The sequence below is a fragment of the Cohnella sp. LGH genome (assembly GCF_017671885.1).
GTDB lineage: Bacteria > Bacillota > Bacilli > Paenibacillales > Paenibacillaceae > Cohnella > Cohnella phaseoli.
This window is the reverse complement of sequence record NZ_CP072117.1, coordinates 7151693-7168900: the sequence shown is the minus strand read 5'-3', so window position 1 is coordinate 7168900 and position 17208 is coordinate 7151693. Positions and strand designations below refer to the sequence as shown.

Below are 17208 nucleotides of genomic sequence, written 5' to 3'. Positions count from 1 at the left end.
CCACATGGCGGGCAAGAAGGATTTCTGGTTTCAAGCGGCGAACGCGCTTATGTTTCTGTTGTTCGCGTTCGTATGCCTTTATCCGTTCTATTACATTTTTCTCGTATCGGTCAGCGACGCCGATGCGGTATCGCGAGGGAGCGTGCTGTTGTACCCGATCGGCTTCACCTTGGACAATTTCGTTCATGTGATCCGGCTCGATGGAATTTTATCGGCCTTCCTGATCTCCGTTGCGAGATTGTTGGCCGGGACGCTGCTCACACTATTCTTTTCCTCAATGCTGGCTTATATCGTCACCAAAAAAGAGCTTCCCGGACGCAAATGGATTTACCGGGCCACGGTATATACGATGTTTGTGCAGGCGGGCTTGATTCCATGGTTCATTACGATGAAGACGCTGGGGTTGCAGAACAGCTTTCTGCTTTACATCTTGCCGGGGATCATCTCTCCGTTCGCGGTCATTCTGATCAAAACCTACATGGAATCGGCGATTTCGCCAGCCCTGGAGGAGTCGGCGATTATTGACGGGGCCGGGTATTTCCGGGTGTTCGCGAGCATCATGGTGCCGGTATCGATGCCTGTCATCGCGGCTGTGGCTGTGTTCTCCGCCGTCGGGCAATGGAACTCCTGGCAAGATAACTTCTATTTGGTGAGCGATTCCCGCTTGCAAACGCTGCAATACTTGCTGCTGAATTTCCTGCAGCAGGCGGAAATGCTGGCCAAGGCGGTTCAACTCGGAGACGGGAACGCCTTGGAGATGGCGCGACGCCGGCCGCTCGATCCGTTCGCGGTCAAAACGACGATCACAATGGTGACGGTCATTCCGATTATGCTCGTGTATCCGTTTCTGCAAAAATATTTTGTCAAAGGCATCATGATGGGTGCCGTCAAAGGCTGACGCAGACGCATCGATAAAGAGAATCAAACAACTTCAGGGGGTTAAAGAGATGAGAAAAACAGTAAAAATGACGACGCTCGTTCTGCTTGCCGCTTTGTTGCTCACGGCTTGCAGCAAGGGCAACAACGGGGGCGCTGGAAATTCCGCATCCGGTTCCGCCCAAGGCTCGGAATCGACGGCATCCGCGGCCGGCCCGGACAACGAACCGGTGACGCTTACATTCTGGAGCGCTCAAATGGCGAGCAACGCGCCGAGCGGGATCCAGGAGGACCCCGTGTCCAAGCAAATCGAGAAGGAACTGAACATCAAGATTGATATGGAAACTCATCCGGCGGACGACAAGCTGGCTGCACTGCTGGCGACGGCCGATCTGAAGGATATTATGGTCGTCAATCAGAAATATGCGGAACAGATGAAAGATCTGGTCATCGATATGGAACCGCTGCTGGAAAAGTACGGACCCGACATTGCGAAGAACGTTCCCCCTGAGACGATCGCTTATAACAAAGACAAGCTCGGCGGCGGCGCTTTGAAATTTTTGAGCCTCAATATCAATCAGAAGCCGGCTCGGCCCGACCCGGTCTGGGGCGGCGTGCATATCAGATGGGATTACTACGCGGAGCTGGGCTACCCGGAAATCAATTCGGCCGACGATTACTTGAACGTCGTGGAGCAGATGATGAAGAAGCATCCGACGAACGAGGACGGCAAAAAGTACTATGGCTTCTCGCCTTGGTTTGACTGGGGACCGTATGTGCAGACGAACACGATGGCGTTTCGTATGGAAGGCTATGAGCCGGTGGGCGGCACAATCCAGACGATGGCCATCGACCGCAATACGTTCGAGATGCGCAACAGCTATACGGACGAGACCTCGCCTTTCTGGACAGGCGTCGATTTCTGGTACAAAGCCAATCAGAAAGGGCTGCTTGATCCGGACAGCTTCACGCAAAAGTACGATCAGGCCGTACAGAAGTATAACAGCGGTCAGGTGCAGGCCAGCGTAATCAACTGGATGATTGGCGGCAGCAACGCGTATTTGATCAGCAAGGGCATCAAGGACAAAGGCTGGTTCGGTCCGGTTCCGATGTCAGGAAGCAAAGACTACCATTACAGCACTTACAAATACGGCTTGTCCGGGAACGTTCTGGCAATCAGCAAGTCGAGCAAACATCCGGAGCGCGCAATGCAGCTCATCAATTGGCTGTATTCGACTCATGGTGCGATGACGGCCATCAACGGCATCGAAGGCGTCGATTGGGTGAACGAGAACGGCAAGTACAAATACACCGAGACCTATACGAAAAATGCACTCGATCCGGAAGTCGTCAACAAATTCGGGTACCGGAAATTTGCCAATAACCTGGGCCTTGATTATTCCGGCACGATTCCCGGCACGGACACCCCGCTGGACATCGCCCTCAGCCGGGATATCCAGATCGCCGAGTTGGAAAAGCCGGAGAACGCGATTGCCAAGCAAGCGGCCGCTCATTACGGGGTCGAACTGCCGGTCGATATCGTGCCCCCGGGCATCGCGTACGAGCAGAATAAGCTGACGGAGCTGTCCGGATTTTTGCCGGCGGCGCAGCCTGACGACATCAAACAAGTGGATCTCCAGATCGACAACTATTTACGGCAGGCAATTCCTAAAATCATTTTGGCCAAAAACGACAGCGATTTCGCGGACCAGAAGGCCAAATTGATCGAGCAAGTGAAGAAGCTTGGCGTCGACAAGGTGTATGGCTTCTGGGCAGACGCCTATACGAAGGCGATTGCAGATTCCGAGATGAAGTAGAGGGTAAGAGGTAACGGATGAAAAGCCGGCTTGGTGAAAAGCCGGCTGGTTTTTCATAGCGGACGACACGAGGCTTTCATTTGACCCCTTGAAGGAGCGCGATTCATGATGAGGCAAATGATTAATAGGGCTAAAAGCAAAAATGCAAAGTTATTTATAGTAGGTTTAATTATGGCAATCGTGCTATCGATCAGTTCAATTTCTGGGATTGTTCCGATTAGAGAGGCGAGAGCAAGTTCAAACCTTGCACTCAACCAGCCTGCTGATTCACAAACACAGAGCAGCTCGTCCAATTCGGCTGCGCAAGCAGTGGATGGAAGTACGGCGACCAGTTGGATTGCAGCAAGCAATGCCTATCCGCAATGGCTAAATGTAAGACTTAATGAACTGAGTACGCTGTCGTCGATTGACATCACTTTTGGCAGCAATACGACCTGGTACTACCGACTGGAAGGTTCGAATGATAATGCCCACGATCACTATACGGTGTTGGTTGATAGATCTGTGAGCGGGGTTTCCGGACAGCACATAACGGAAACCTTAAACTCGAAATTCAGGTATGTAAGATTGGTTATTACCGGCGCGCTCAGCGGCGCTACTGCAAGCGTTCAGGAACTTCAAGTGAATGGGGAGGTTTATTCACAGCCTACCGGAATCGTTCCCCCACCCGTTCCCGTTAGTGTAGGAGACAATCTGGTCGTTGCGCAAGCTTGTCCCTTATGGTCTAATATCGATCTTTGGAATTCGGTTGCCGGATATCCGGAGCGAAAGCCGTTGATAGGGTATTACGATGAAGCTTACGATGTATCCACCGATTGGCAAATTAAGATGGCTGTCGAACATGGGATCACCACCTTTATGCCTTGCTGGTTTAGACAGAACGACAATGACGGAAAATCGCCTGTTATGCCGGCTTATGATCAGTTTGTTAACTCGCTTGCCAACACTGCGCAGTATAAAGACGATATGACTTGGTTTATCCAATGGATAGAACAACCCGGCATGGGCTACGCGAATAGCTTAAGCGATTTTAGCAACAATCTTGTGCCTTATTGGATAAACAGTTATTTTGAAAAATCGAATTATTTGAAAATTGACAATAAACCGGTATTTGCGATCTTTGATTTAACCCAGTTTGTCACCGATGTAGGCGGCCAAACGAATGCAACTACAGCCATTGCGAATTTCCGCTCGGCGGCAGTTGCTGCCGGATTCAGCGGATTGATTATTTTGTCAAATAACCATCAGAATACGTTGGCTACGGAAAGCGTTGCTCAAGCTGTAGGCGTCGATTACATTTATTCGTATCATATCCCTTCCTTTATGAATACGAGACCAGCTTTATTTCCAAGCAATTCGCAGATCCTTGCTGCGCATACAACCACATGGAACGACTTTGCGGCGAACAGTGCCGTGCCCTACATGACTACGGCTTCTGTGGGATGGGAAGCATCGCCGTGGGGTAATTCCGACTTTGGATGGACATTGTCGCCTGCAAATTACGGCACGCTGATTGCAAATGCCAAAGCGAGAATGGACACGTTTGCAGGGGGATCCGTTCAGCGCAATATGATCTTGCTGGATAACTGGAATGAATACGCCGAGGGACATTACATCATACCTACGGCGCTAGCAGGTTACGAATATCTGGATGCCATCCGAAATGTTTTTGCGCCAGGCTCGTCGCATAATCATCCCACGCCTGATTTATCGCAAATTCCGCAATTGCTAAATACCCCAACGCCCTCTTCCCTGGTAAACGGGCATTCTTCGGGGACGTTACGCAACGATGCGACGATCGAAGCGGGGATGAAATACACGACAGGCATCAGCTCAATTACCGTGAGTCAGTTGGGTAGAGAGTTTGTCGCGGGGAACTCGTTGACCCATCAGTTAAAGATATATCGAGATAGCGATAAATCATTGCTTGGGTCTTGCTCGGTCTCGATGTCAAGCGGAACAGCGGATGGGCTAGGTTATAAATATTGCAATCTGAATTCGAGTGTCGTTCTGTCCCCAAATACCGCCTATCTTATCGTATCGACTGAAACACACGGCGGGGACCAATTCTATGATTCAGATAGAGCTGTTACTGTAAACACGGGCAGTGCGGCCGGCGGAGTCTACAATAGCGGCGGTACTTGGTATGGACCTTACGGCAGCGGTTCGTCTTATGGTTCGATAAACCTTCGATATTCTTTGAATGCGGATAGCTTTGTAGCAGCGAACACCGGGGGAACGCTTCGCAACGATGTAGACACAGAGGCGGGGATGAAGTTCACCACAGGCAACTCTACATTAATCGTGAGTGAACTCGGGCGTGAATTTATCAACGGTAACACGCAAACCCATACGATGAAGCTATATCGCGATAGCGATAAATCATTGGTCGGTGCGTGTAAAGTGGCGATGTCAACCGGTCAACCGGACGAATTAGGCTATAAGTATTGTTCGTTGACCAGCAAGATTAGTCTGCTCCCGAATACTACGTATAATCTGTTATCTACGGAATATAACGGTGGCGACCAATTTTACGATGCCGATCGATCTGTTACTGCAACCGTAGGCCAAGTGGTAGGCGGAAGATACTATAGCAACGGCACTTGGGGCGCATATGGCACAGACGTATCCTACGGTTCTGTAAACTTTCTGTATACTTCGAGTTTTATCGCGTCAAAGTCCGGAGGAACTTTACGCAACGATTCAAATTCGGAGGCTGGAATGCAATTTACCACAGGCGCTACTGAAATAAATGTAAGGGCGCTGGGACGAGAGTATATCAGCGGGAACAAACAGGCTCATACCATGAAGCTATACCGTGACAGCGATAAATCAGTGGTGGCTTCCTGCACGATCAATATGTCGGACGGAACGGCGGATGGGTTGGGTTACAAATATTGTGCCTTGTCGAGCAAAGTAGCGCTTTCGGCAAACACCGCTTATAATCTGCTATCTACTGAAACTAACGGAGGCGACTCATTCTACGATGCGAACAGGTCGGTTACCGTAAGCACAGGCAGCGGGATCGGCGGAAGATATAATAATGGCGGTACTTGGGGCTCTTATGGCACAGACGTATCCTACGGTTCGGTGAATTTTCTGTATTAAATAGGGGATAGGTTGAGGAGAGAAGAACATGACGATTAAATTTAAGGATAAATTAGTACGCCCGGAGATGGGGAAGGTGATCTTAGAGGGCTACCTTGGAAAAAGAATCGAGTCTTGTATAAGGAATGGAGTCATGGCAGCGCAGCATTCGCTCTACGCGATTCCGTTCCGAGAAAAGACGGATGACGATGGCAGCTGGGGAGGGGAGTTCTGGGGAAAGTGGTTTACGTCGGCAAGTCTTGCCTATCATTATCAGCCAACGGAAGCTCATCGGAAAATCCTGAACAATGCCGTTGAAGAGCTTTTAGCCACGCAAGAATCTAACGGGCGAATCAGTAGCTGCAAGGAAGATTTCGGCGTATGGGATGTTTGGGGAAGGAAATATGCTCTGCTCGGATTGATCGCCTATTACGAGGAAACAGGGGAACGGAAAGCTTTGGATGCCGCAGTCCATGCGTTGGACGATTTGATAGAAGTGGCCGGTCCAGGTAAAAGGAAGCTGACCGAAACCGGGCTTTCTCTTTTGGAGGCATTGTCGTCGTGTTCCATTTTGGAGCCGATCGCACTGTTATATCAGCACACCGGAATCGCGAGGTTTCTAGAGTTTGCCGAGTATCTAGTTTCCCTGTGGAGCGAGCCCAATCGTTATACGCCTAAGGGCATGCGTTTAGTGGAGGATGCCTTGGAGGGGCTCGAGCCTGTTAGGATCTCATCGCCAAAAGGGTACGAGATGATGTCCTGCTTTGAAGGATTATGCGAATTATACCGGGTAACCGGCAATCAGACCTATTTGGATGCAGCAGTGAAATTCGCAAATAGAGTTCGCAAGAAAGAAATCATGATCGTCGGTTCGGGCTCCAGCGGCGAATTATGGTGCGATGGTGCAAGCCGTCAAACGGAGCTAATCGAACAGCCAATGGAAACTTGCGTTACAGCCACCTGGGTCAAGCTGTGCTATCAACTGCTTCGTCTCACCCAAGATTCCGTGTGGGCAGATGAAATGGAAATATCGGTCTATAATTCCTTGCTTAGCGCGATGGTTCCTGACGGAAGCTGGTGGGCCTATTTTTCGGCATTAATCGGTGAAAGGGTTCCAAGCCATATGCAAAATGAGATTGTTCAGTGCAGCTGTTGTTCGGCTAACGGACCGCGGGGATTGCTTACGGTTCCCGGATGGGCGGTCATGATGGGAACGGCGGGGCCGGTGGTCAACTTATATGTAAAGGGCAGTTGGAAATTGAAGCTCGCCGGCGGTCAGGAAGTAGAATTGCTGCAAGAAACCGACTACCCGGAGCAGAATCGAATTTCGATTAAGGTGCGGCAGCAAGTAACGGCTAACTATGTAATCAGTTTCCGAATTCCATCGTGGAGCAAACAAACCGAGCTTTTCGTTAATGGGGAGAAATATGTTTGCGAGCCGGGAAAATATGTTGAAATTACTCGTGAATGGACAGATGGGGATGAGGTTGAACTCGTTCTGGATCTTCGCGGTCGCGTGATGACAGCCCCGGGGAACGTCAATCAGAAAGCAATTATGCGGGGGCCCGTGGTTTTGGCTTTGGATAGCCGGATGGTGAAGGAAGAGAATGTAACGCTTTGGCTTCGTCCCGATTCTATGAAGTGGAAAAGAAACGAAGATTGGAACATGGACTACGTATTGTTGGAAAACGTAACCGCAGATGAAGAATACATTGAGCTCACTCCTATAGCCGATAAGCCGGAGGGGGTTTGGATGGCATTTGAGGTGCCGTTCCTATATCGCCCCTCCCACTTTGTGAAGCATGAAAAGCGAACACTGTTCATGTGCGACTATACGAGCGCTGGAAATGAATTTTGTGAACAAAATCGGTTTCGCGTATGGCTGCCTCAGCCGCTCTATATGGGAAGTGCTTTTCCAACCGGAACGTGGCGTATTCTCGTTCATACCGAAGATCGGCCGAAGATCCCGGACCGCGCCTTACAGACCCCTCAATCGGGCGCATTAAGTTTGGGGAGAAATTAGGATGACTAAAAAGCAAATGGATAACTTCCTAACCCAAAGACTTATCGGCATAGAAGAGGAAATAGAGCAACCCGGAAGCTACGAGAAAATGCCGCTATCCGGAACCATAAATCATTTAAGCGTGAATGCCGGGTATGAATTTGTCCTGCATGAGGACATCATCATTAGGGCACTTGGGAGAATTGTTCCTGTCGGACGTCAGATGCGTGAGGTTCATGACCTTACTTTATGGCAGGTGAAGGATGAAACCGTTCTTGCGCAAGTTTCCGTGAGAACGGGCTCGAATACGGATGCCCTAGGCTGCAAATATGAAAATTTGGATAGTCCGATGAAGCTTTATAAAGGAAAAACATACAGACTAACTTCTTCGGAATCGAAGGGGGGAGATCGTTGGCTGGATTTGCTGACGATCGAACAGCATAGAGAAATAGCTACGGTCACTTGCGGTGTAATAGGGGAACCGGGTACATTCCCTTCGACTCTAACGGGCAACTTGAGCGAAGGGTTTGGGAATGTGACCTTCTATATGGACACAGATCGGGATATTCTTGAGCAGCCTCCAAATTTAACCCGGTTATTGCCTCCATCCCAAGCCGTATATACGTCTAGTTCGCTTCAAGGATACAGTATGCTGGGGGCAGCTTGGCATTCCAAGCTCGGTTTTCCCTGGAATCGGGTGTACCTTGTGGACGGATATACGCAATCCGATCGCCATACTTTAGGTTGGAGCAGCGACCATCTTGTAGATCGCGATCATCCGGAATGGGTCAAAATCAATATGGGAGCCATTCAAACGATTACTGCAGTGGATTTGTACCCGCGTAATGATCACGGCTATGACGGTGAGCATTATCCGGTTGATTTCTCAATTGAAGTCTCAAGCGATGATAGTACGTGGAAAGTAGTAGCGAATGTTGAAAATGCAGAAAAGCCGAGCGATGAGCGGCAGAGGTTTGAATTTAAAGCTGTAGAAGCCAGATATGTTAGAGTGTTCTGCACGAAGTTAAGACCGCATCAAGGGGAATATAGAGTACAACTGCGGCAAATAGAAATTTACAATTTGCAATTGCCTAATGCCGCTCCAGTGGTGATTGAGACCCCAATCGCCCGGACAGTAACGATTGGGGCTCTTGTGGATGAACAGTTCGGGGGTACGACGCTGAGGAGCGGCTGGGATAGAGATCTCGTTGGGGCAGACGTGAACACGGTATACCCCGGGAATTATGCGGAAATGACTCGGCACCCGAAAGCGCGCGCATTCACGGCTTTCAGGAGGTTTCCAATTCAGAGGTCGGGAAATCTGACAGTGGAATACAGATTCAAGTTATCTGACCTAGCAGATGGAATCAAGATTCAACTTCGTAACGAAACCGTGCCGGCAATCGGATTTGTAATAGAATCGGGAAATCTATGCTATCAGGAAGCAGGCGGAAATCTCAAGATCGTCCAAGCCTGCCAGCCAGAAATCGACTATGGAATGAAAATCGTTGCGGATATCGTCCGTGCGACAATCGATGTATTTATCAACGGGCGCCATTCTCTTTTCAACGCATCCTTCTTGAACGAAACCAATCAAATCGATAATTTCTATATTGAGATCGGTGGAGATTCGCCAGTTACCGTATCGCTCTCACCGATTCGAATCTATACAGGCTATTTGGTATTCGAACAATTCCTGACAGCCCTATCCGGTCATTTGCCTGACGATTGGACATCTCGTTCGTTGGGAGGAGAAGTTGGCGTGTATAGCTTGGACAGTTATCAAGGGCCGGACACGTATAGTCTAAAGCTGAAGGATACGAGTACAAATGAAAAAGTAACCGTGCAGAAAAGCTTTACGGCATCATCCGGCCATGCGGAAACCGGCGCCTTGGTTTGGGAGTATAAATTTCTTCTGCCCGTGAAAATGGATGGTATAGAATCTGCCTTGTTGGCGGATTACAAGTCCGCAATAGCTATCGTAACTTATCAAGGAGCCATCTCTTATATTAATTCGCTAGGACAGCCTGTCCCGCTTTATCGCTATCGGCATAATGTTTGGTATCATATGAAAATTGTAGTCGACATCGAAGCGGCAACAGCAGATATCTATATTAACGGAAAGCTGAGAGGATGCGGAGTAGAGTTAGCTGCCCGCGAACTATCCTATGTCAATCAAGTCCGATTTTCCACCTCTATAGCAGCAGAAGGCGATCTATTCTTGGACGATATCCTAATCTATGAGCAGCTGCCCGAACCAGACGATTATGTGCCTGAACCCGAAGCGACCAGCCATGAACCTTATCTTCTCGGAATGCAGCAATGCTCGCTTTGGCGGGAAGGGACTTGTTCGGGTTATGATCCGGTTCGCAATAATCTGGATAGAAAGCCGGTTCTGGGCTGGTATAATGAAGGCGATTTGGAGGCCGTGGACTGGGAAATTAAATACCTGGTCGAGCATGGCATCGATTTCCTTCAATACTGCTGGTTTGGACCTACACTTTCTTGGAGATCGGCCATTCAACCGATTAAAGATACAGCCATGACGAAGCATGCGCTTCATGACGGGTTCTTTTATGCTAAATATAGCAAGCATTTCAAGTTTTCGATCCTGTGGGAAAACAGCGATCGCGGTATCGACTGGATGACTGCGGATAAAAAAGAAGAGTATTTCAAAGAAAATGTCTTCCCTTACTGGATGGAATATTATTTCAAGGATGATCGTTATTTGAAGGTTGGCAACAAACCGGTTTTGTCGATCTACAGAGTGGAGAACTTAATTAATGATTTTGGCGACAGTTCTTATGTCAGGCAAAATATTATCCAATGGATGCGGGAGCAATTTATCCAAGAAGGTTTTGCGGGTGTCATTCTGCTCTGTAACGATGTCGAATTCGAATTTAGCCATTACGAGTGGATCAAGGAATGCGGGTTTGACTATGTGTTTAGTTATGGACAGAATACGCAGGAACTGCAGTCGAATCAGAAAGCAAAAGCTGAAAGCGCGAATCTGCAGATGATCGGGGTAGCCAGCACGAACTGGTCTATTGAAGCTTGGGACGAGCCTGGCTCTTATGAAGGATATCAGCGGGATCCGGAATTATTCGAACAGGATTTGAAATGGATGCGAAACCATCTAATGCCCTCGTTTACCGACAAATCCCTGGGGCGCTCCATGCTTTTCTTCGACAACTGGAATGAATACGGGGAGGGGCATATCATAATGCCGACTGAAGGCATGGGATTCGCCTATTTGGATGCAATACGCCGTGTGTTTGCCAATGCCGGCCCTCATAAGGATATTGTACCAACGGCGCTACAAAAATCACGATTCGATACCTTATACCCGCACGGAGACTGGTGACCTCTGAGCAACTCATTGACAAAACACGTGCCACGCTCTAATATCATATTGAGAAGTGTAACATGTTACAGGTGAAAATGAGGATTGAGTCGATGACCAAGTTCAACCAGATTGAAAATCTGCTTACGACGGATCGCGTATACAAAGAGTTGAAGAATGCGATTTTTAAGCGTAAGCTGGCTCCGGGCGAAAAGTTGGACATTTTCGAACTGGCCAAACAATTTAATGTTAGCAGAACACCGGTCAAGGAAGCGTTCAACCGTCTTCAAATGGAAGGTTTACTCGTGATTAGGCCGCGCAAAGGAACGTATGTGGCGGAAATCGATATGAACCGGATTATGGAAGTATTCGATGCCAGGCTTCTTATCGAGACATGGGCAGCCAGAATCGGGGTGGAGAAAGGGACGCAGGAAGATTTTCAAACTTTGCGCAATCTCTGCTTGGAAATGGATAAAGATTATAGAGCAAAGCCGTTCGATTCGATCAACTATAACGAATTGGACATCCAGTTCCATATTCAGCTTGTGAAGATGGGACAGAACCAAGTTATTTTGGATTTGTACAAAGGTCTTAACGCTCATCGGGTGACAGAACGAGCTTTCTTCGACAGAGCTTTCGAGAAGGCGGATTCGAGTCATCATCACCATCTTGAAATCGTCGAGGCTTTCGAGAAGCGAGAGGAAGCCCTTGTTTTAGCGCTGGTTGCCAATCATATTGTGAAAGGAAAAGAGGCATTGCTTCAATCTCAGAAGTAATGCGCTTTTTATTGGTTAACTAACATGTTACATGTTAGTTTGGCTAGGGTGCGGTGAACTGATCGCCTTCCTGTGCTCGGACAAAGCGGGATTCATCACAGGCGGAGATTATAAAATCGATGGCGGGCTACTGACATCTGCTGCTGTCGTGCTGCCGAAATAGAGGGGGAAACTACGAAATGAAAATCGTGGATATTAGAGCGACGACCGTTACGGTGCCTCTGGAGGCGACTTTGCGTCATGCGGTCGGCGCACATTGGGGACGTTTTGTACGGACGATCATCGAGATCGAGACGGACGAAGGCATTATCGGATTCGGGGAAATGGGCGGAGGAGGAGAGAGCGCGGAGCTTGCCTTTACCGGGCTTAAACGCTATTTGATCGGTCATGATCCGTTTAATCTGGAAGAGCTGAGATTCAAAATCTGCAATCCGACAGCGAGCTTGTATAACAATCGGACGCAACTGCATGCGGCGATCGAGTTTGCTTGTCTGGACATAATCGGGCAGAAGCTAGGCGAGCCGGTGTACAACCTGCTTGGCGGCAAGCTGCGCGACGAGGTTCCGTTCGCCAGCTATTTGTTTTTCCGCTCGCCGAATAAGCCGGGCGGGTCGGGCGAAATCCGGACGCCCGAGCAGCTTGTCCAGCATTGCGCACAATTGAAGCGGGAGCATGGGTTTACAGTGCACAAGCTGAAAGGCGGCTTGTACCATCCGGATTACGAATTGGAATGTTATCAAGCGCTGGCTGCGGCATTTCCAAACGATAAGCTGCGATACGATCCGAATGCGGCACTGAACGTCGAGGAAGCGATCCGTTTCGGCCAAGCGATCGAGCATCTGAACAACGATTATTTCGAAGATCCGACGTGGGGGCTGAACGGCATGCGTCGGGTACGATCTATGGTTCGCATTCCAACGGCGACGAATATGGTCGTTGTGAACTTCGAGCAGCTTGCCGCCAACATCCTGGATTTGGCTGTGGACGTCATATTGTTGGACACGACTTTCTGGGGCGGCATTCGGCCTTGCATTAAGGCGGCGGGGGTATGTGAGACGTTCCAGCTCGGCATTGCCGTTCACTCTTCCGGCGAGTTGGGCATTCAACTGGCGACGATGCTCCATATGGGGGCGGTCGTACCGAATTTGTCTCACGCGGCGGACGCGCATTACCATCAGCTTACCGACGATATTCTGGTCGGCGGAAAAATGAAGTACGTTAACGGCGCGATCAAGGTGCCGGAAGGTCCGGGGCTCGGCATCAAAGTCGATCGAGATAAAATTCGCCAGTATGCGGAACTGTACCAGGAGCTTGGCGGGTATACGTATGACAAAGACCCGCTGCGGCCTGAATGGGTTCCGATCATGCCGAATGATCGTTGGGCGGACCCGACGCAGAGCTGATTTTCCAATATCGGGCTGGAACCGTTCGCGGGCTACCCTACGCTTGGGCTGGAAGAGGCGATTCGCAACGACAGCGCGGGAGCGATAGGGAGGCAGGGAGCGCAAAATCTTTCGATTGAAAACATCTCCCTACGAGTTGGACAGGTGAGATAGGGGAACTTACCCGAAGATATGCAAACTTTTCAGAGAAACTCCCGAGAATCGGTCGTTGATTCCGGGAGTTTTGTTGCGGTTACAGGATCGGTCCGCATGCGATCCGATTTCCGGAGTTGCCGGACGGATCGGTGACGTAATCGTCCTCTTTTTCGTGGATCATGAGAGAGGTGCCCCCGTCGCGCAGTAAGGAGTTCGGCTCGCCTCTCTTTAGCGTGACCGTTTTGCTGATCAGATCGGTTTCGACTTTCCCGTCCGGACCGACTTCGATATTGAGCAGATCTCCGGCATGGAAGCCCTGCGGATTGTTGAAGCCATGCTGCTTCTGATAAGGATTCAAGTGGGCGCCCGCAGATTCGAATTTGGGGGGCTCGCATTTCCCGACTTCGTGGAAATGGATGCCGTGAATGCCGGGAGGGAGTTTTTTCGCTTTGAGATGGATGCGGACCGCCCCGACCTCTTGCGTAAGAACCGCGGTTCCGATTTTGTGCCCCTTGTCGTTAATAATCTTGACTTTCACCTTATCCGGGACGGCGGACGTCTCCTCGGCCGCGAGGGCGGATCCGGCGCTCCCCGAGACAAGCGCGATGCCGAGCAATCCGGCGATCAACTGGGTTCGAATGTTTTTCCACATGCGGATTCAACCTCCGTAATCTGTTGTTGTAAATCGTCAACTATCTTAGCTTCACCATCTTCGGCAAAAAGAAACATATCTTCTAATCGTGGTGACTTTATTTGTACTCGTCTCGAATCAACAGTTTGACAAGTCGGATCAAATTCATCCATAATAAGGGAAAGTGATGGGGAAGCACCCCGCAAAGAGAGACACGATATTCGTGTTGCTTTGCGGGGTGTTTTCGTATGAGGAGGCATGGGGATGGGCGATGACAAGAAAGAAAAAACGGCTAAAGTGAAGGAGACGCACGGCACTTATTTTATCGATGAGAGGTACGAGATTATCGGAGGGGTGAGGTACGGTTTTCTTACCTCGCCCAAGTTTTCGCATCAGGATGCGCTTGGACGTCTGCATTTGGCGTTTCATTCCGCCTGTTCGGAGGATGGCGTCATTTTGCTTGCTCCAATGGACGTTCATTTTGACGAGGAGAACATTTTGCAGCCGGACATCCTATACATTCGTGGCGAAAATAAGGGAATTATCCAGGACGGCTACGTCTACGGGGCTCCCGATCTCGTCGTGGAGATTTTGTCGGGCAGTACGGCGCGGAGAGATAAAACGATCAAGAAATCGACCTATGAGCGCTTCGGAGTGGGGGAATATTGGTTGGTTGACCCCGTCTACCGGCTCGTGGAACAATTCGCAATCGTCGAAGGGCGGTATCATTTGCTAGCAACCTTGTCTGAGGAGGACAAGCTTGTCTCCGCTACCGTTCCCTGCCTGACGGTTGATTTGTCGGCTGTTTTTGTGGAGGAGGAAGAGGCAGGAAAGTGAATTTGAGAAAATAAGCATGTAAGCGTATTTATACGATTGATCGTACAAATACTGCGACTTTGTTGGGCGATACGCCAATTTTGTACGATGAATCGACCAAATGGCCCGCATTATAGGAAAAGGGATGAGTTTTATACGAAATTCCATTTAATGTTGGCGTGTGACGACGAAAGGCCCATACTGGCCCGGCTCGGACTAAGAACAGGGGCGATCAGACCGCTATCGAAAGCGATCCACCCTGTCCGGGAGATACTAAAAAAACAAAAGTGGGAATTTCATCTAACAAAAAGACACCTTGGGCTGCAACAGTCCGCAATCTATAACATTAAAGCGAACCGGCGAGAACAACAGTCGGTTCTTTCGTATGGCTCCGTCCGTTACAATGAAAGCGCATACCTTATTGTGAAGGAGCCAGTGCCATGAACTTCGATCTGAATATCGTGCCTTTCAGCAGACGGGAATCTTTTCTGGCGATTTCCCTGCTTCCTAAGGCCGACAATAGAGAGCAAGGTTTGTATTTGCGGACGGTGCGCGGAGGAGACGACAAGTTTGGCGAGGTGTTCCATATCGAGTTGATCAACGCAGACGGCGAGGCGATCGCGTTCACAGCCGAAGCGTCACCGGAGCGGATTCGGCTATATGCTGAAGGCGGCTCGGCACAAGGACTTGCTGCTGCCGAATCTGCGCAAGGACAAGCGGCTGCGGAAATTTGCCTTCCCGACGGCCGCACCGCCAGATTTCGCGCCCAAGGCTGCGGCGTTCGGCTGACGTTCCGGACGTCGGCGTACGATTATGCTTACGAGGCGGCCAACGGCTGCTGGGAGGTCAACAGCTTTACGCACGAATGCCGGTTTATGCTGTCGTCGCTTGCCGGCGCCATGAGAACGGAAGTACCGTGGGACAAAATCAAAAGCTCGCGCATCGTTGCCGAGTTTGTGCCGGATCAGCAGACGGGCGTCGCGGAGTTCGCCATCGAGGAGTTCCGCACGGTGTGGGAGCCGGGTCGGGTATGGGAACCGTTCGCAGCTGCGGTGAAACGGGTGCGCGAGGAGTTCGCGGGTTGGCTGGAAAACAGCCTCCCCGGTCCGGAACGGTTGGAAGCCGGCCGCGAGCTGGCCGCCTATATTACATGGAGCTGTCTCGTGCCTGCGGAAGGCTGTCTGACTCGCCCGGCCATGTACATGTCCAAAAACTGGATGACGAACATTTGGAGCTGGGACCACTGCTTTAACGCCATGGCGCTGGTCCGAAGCAATCCTAAGCTTGCTTGGGATCAGTTTATGATTTTCTTCGATCGGCAGGACGAGAGTGGTCTTATTCCCGATTTTATCAACGATAAATTCGAGCTGTGGAACTGCAACAAGCCGCCGATTCACGGCTGGACATTGGCATGGATGATGCAAAGGACCGATTTCATCAAGGAGGCGCAGCTTCGCGAGGTTTACGGTCCGCTGGCCAAATGGACGAAGTGGTGGTTCCGTTACCGCGACGGGGACGGAGACGGCATTCCGCAGTATAATCACGGCAACGACTCCGGGTGGGACAACAGCACGGCGTTTAACAATGGCATTCCGGTCGAGAGCCCGGATCTGGCCGCATTCCTGATTTTGCAAACCGAGCTGTTGGCCGAGATTGCCGGATTGCTCGGACTCGCCGAGGAATCGACCGAATGGCGACGGCTGGCTGAGGAAACACTGGATAAAATGCTGGCGCATTTCTGGAAGGGCGACCGCTTTATCGCTTGTCGCTCCGGTACGCATGAGCCTTCGGAAGGCGATACCTTACTGCTGTTCGTGCCGATCCTGCTCGGTCGCCGTCTGCCCGATTCTGTTCGCGAAGCGCTGCTCGCCGGGCTACGCGACGAGAATCGTTTCTTGACGGCGAATGGCTGGGCGACCGAGAGCGTGAACAGCCCGTTCTATTCGCCGGACGGCTACTGGCGCGGACCGATCTGGGCTCCGTCGACGATGCTGCTGGTCGAAGGCGCGGCCGCGGCAGGGGATCGGGAGCTGGCGCGCGAAGTCTCCCGTCGTTTCTGCGACATGCTGAACCGAAGCGGCATGGCGGAAAACTTCGACGCGATCACCGGCGAAGGCTTGCGCGACAGGGCGTTCACCTGGACGTCGAGCGTTTTCCTGATTTTGGCCAACGAATACTTGAACTAGCTTCGCGAACCGCACTTCTTGCCGTCCGGCCGATTAAGGTCGGGGGAGAAGTGCTTTCGACGTTTTTGTCGGAGGGCGCATTGTATGGCTGTTTTCGTTCGTGCTACACTTCAGATACGAAATTGAACTTGCTTTA

General features: G+C 50.5%; 10 protein-coding genes. 9 read left to right on the top strand and 1 reads right to left on the bottom strand.

The window, feature by feature from the left end; all coding sequences use genetic code 11:
• The first annotated feature begins 4 nt into the window (after positions 1–4).
• The 7 genes from J4772_RS29550 (at position 5) to J4772_RS29520 (ending at position 13304) form a co-directional block, all read left to right on the top strand.
• Positions 5–898 (top strand): carbohydrate ABC transporter permease, encoded by an 894-nt coding sequence (locus J4772_RS29550; protein WP_116059835.1) that lies wholly within the window; start codon positions 5–7, stop codon positions 896–898.
• A 49-nt stretch (positions 899–947) separates the two neighbouring features.
• Positions 948–2693: an extracellular solute-binding protein gene (locus tag J4772_RS29545; RefSeq protein WP_209072635.1), complete on the top strand. Its 1746-nt coding sequence runs from the start codon at positions 948–950 to the stop codon at positions 2691–2693.
• Positions 2694–2798: 105 nt separating this feature from the next.
• Entirely contained in the window at positions 2799–5801 is a 3003-nt protein-coding gene (locus J4772_RS29540) for a glycoside hydrolase family 99-like domain-containing protein (protein WP_209072634.1), read from the top strand.
• A gap of 28 nt (positions 5802–5829) precedes the next feature.
• Complete coding sequence (locus J4772_RS29535; RefSeq protein WP_209072633.1) at positions 5830–7803, top strand: beta-L-arabinofuranosidase domain-containing protein; 1974 nt, start codon at positions 5830–5832, stop codon at positions 7801–7803.
• 1 nt (position 7804) lies between these two features.
• Positions 7805–11146 carry a discoidin domain-containing protein gene (locus tag J4772_RS29530; RefSeq protein ID WP_209072632.1) on the top strand — a complete coding sequence of 1114 codons (3342 nt, stop codon included), beginning with the start codon at positions 7805–7807 and terminating at the stop codon, positions 11144–11146.
• Positions 11147–11238: 92 nt separating this feature from the next.
• Complete coding sequence (locus J4772_RS29525; protein ID WP_209072631.1) at positions 11239–11901, top strand: GntR family transcriptional regulator; 663 nt, start codon at positions 11239–11241, stop codon at positions 11899–11901.
• Positions 11902–12080: 179 nt separating this feature from the next.
• Entirely contained in the window at positions 12081–13304 is a 1224-nt protein-coding gene (locus J4772_RS29520; RefSeq protein ID WP_209072630.1) for an enolase C-terminal domain-like protein, read from the top strand.
• 232 nt (positions 13305–13536) lie between these two features.
• Here the strand turns inward: J4772_RS29520 and J4772_RS29515 are convergent, their stop codons facing one another.
• A complete protein-coding gene (locus tag J4772_RS29515; RefSeq protein ID WP_209072629.1) occupies positions 13537–14091 on the bottom strand; it encodes a superoxide dismutase family protein in 555 nt (184 codons plus the stop codon).
• 243 nt (positions 14092–14334) lie between these two features.
• On the opposite strand from J4772_RS29515, the gene J4772_RS29510 reads away from it, so the two are divergent.
• Positions 14335–14907, top strand: coding sequence for a Uma2 family endonuclease (locus J4772_RS29510; RefSeq protein ID WP_209072628.1), 573 nt, complete (start codon positions 14335–14337; stop codon positions 14905–14907).
• Between the two features lie 419 nt (positions 14908–15326).
• Entirely contained in the window at positions 15327–17072 is a 1746-nt protein-coding gene (locus tag J4772_RS29505) for an amylo-alpha-1,6-glucosidase (RefSeq protein WP_209072627.1), read from the top strand.
• Positions 17073–17208: the final 136 nt, after the last annotated feature.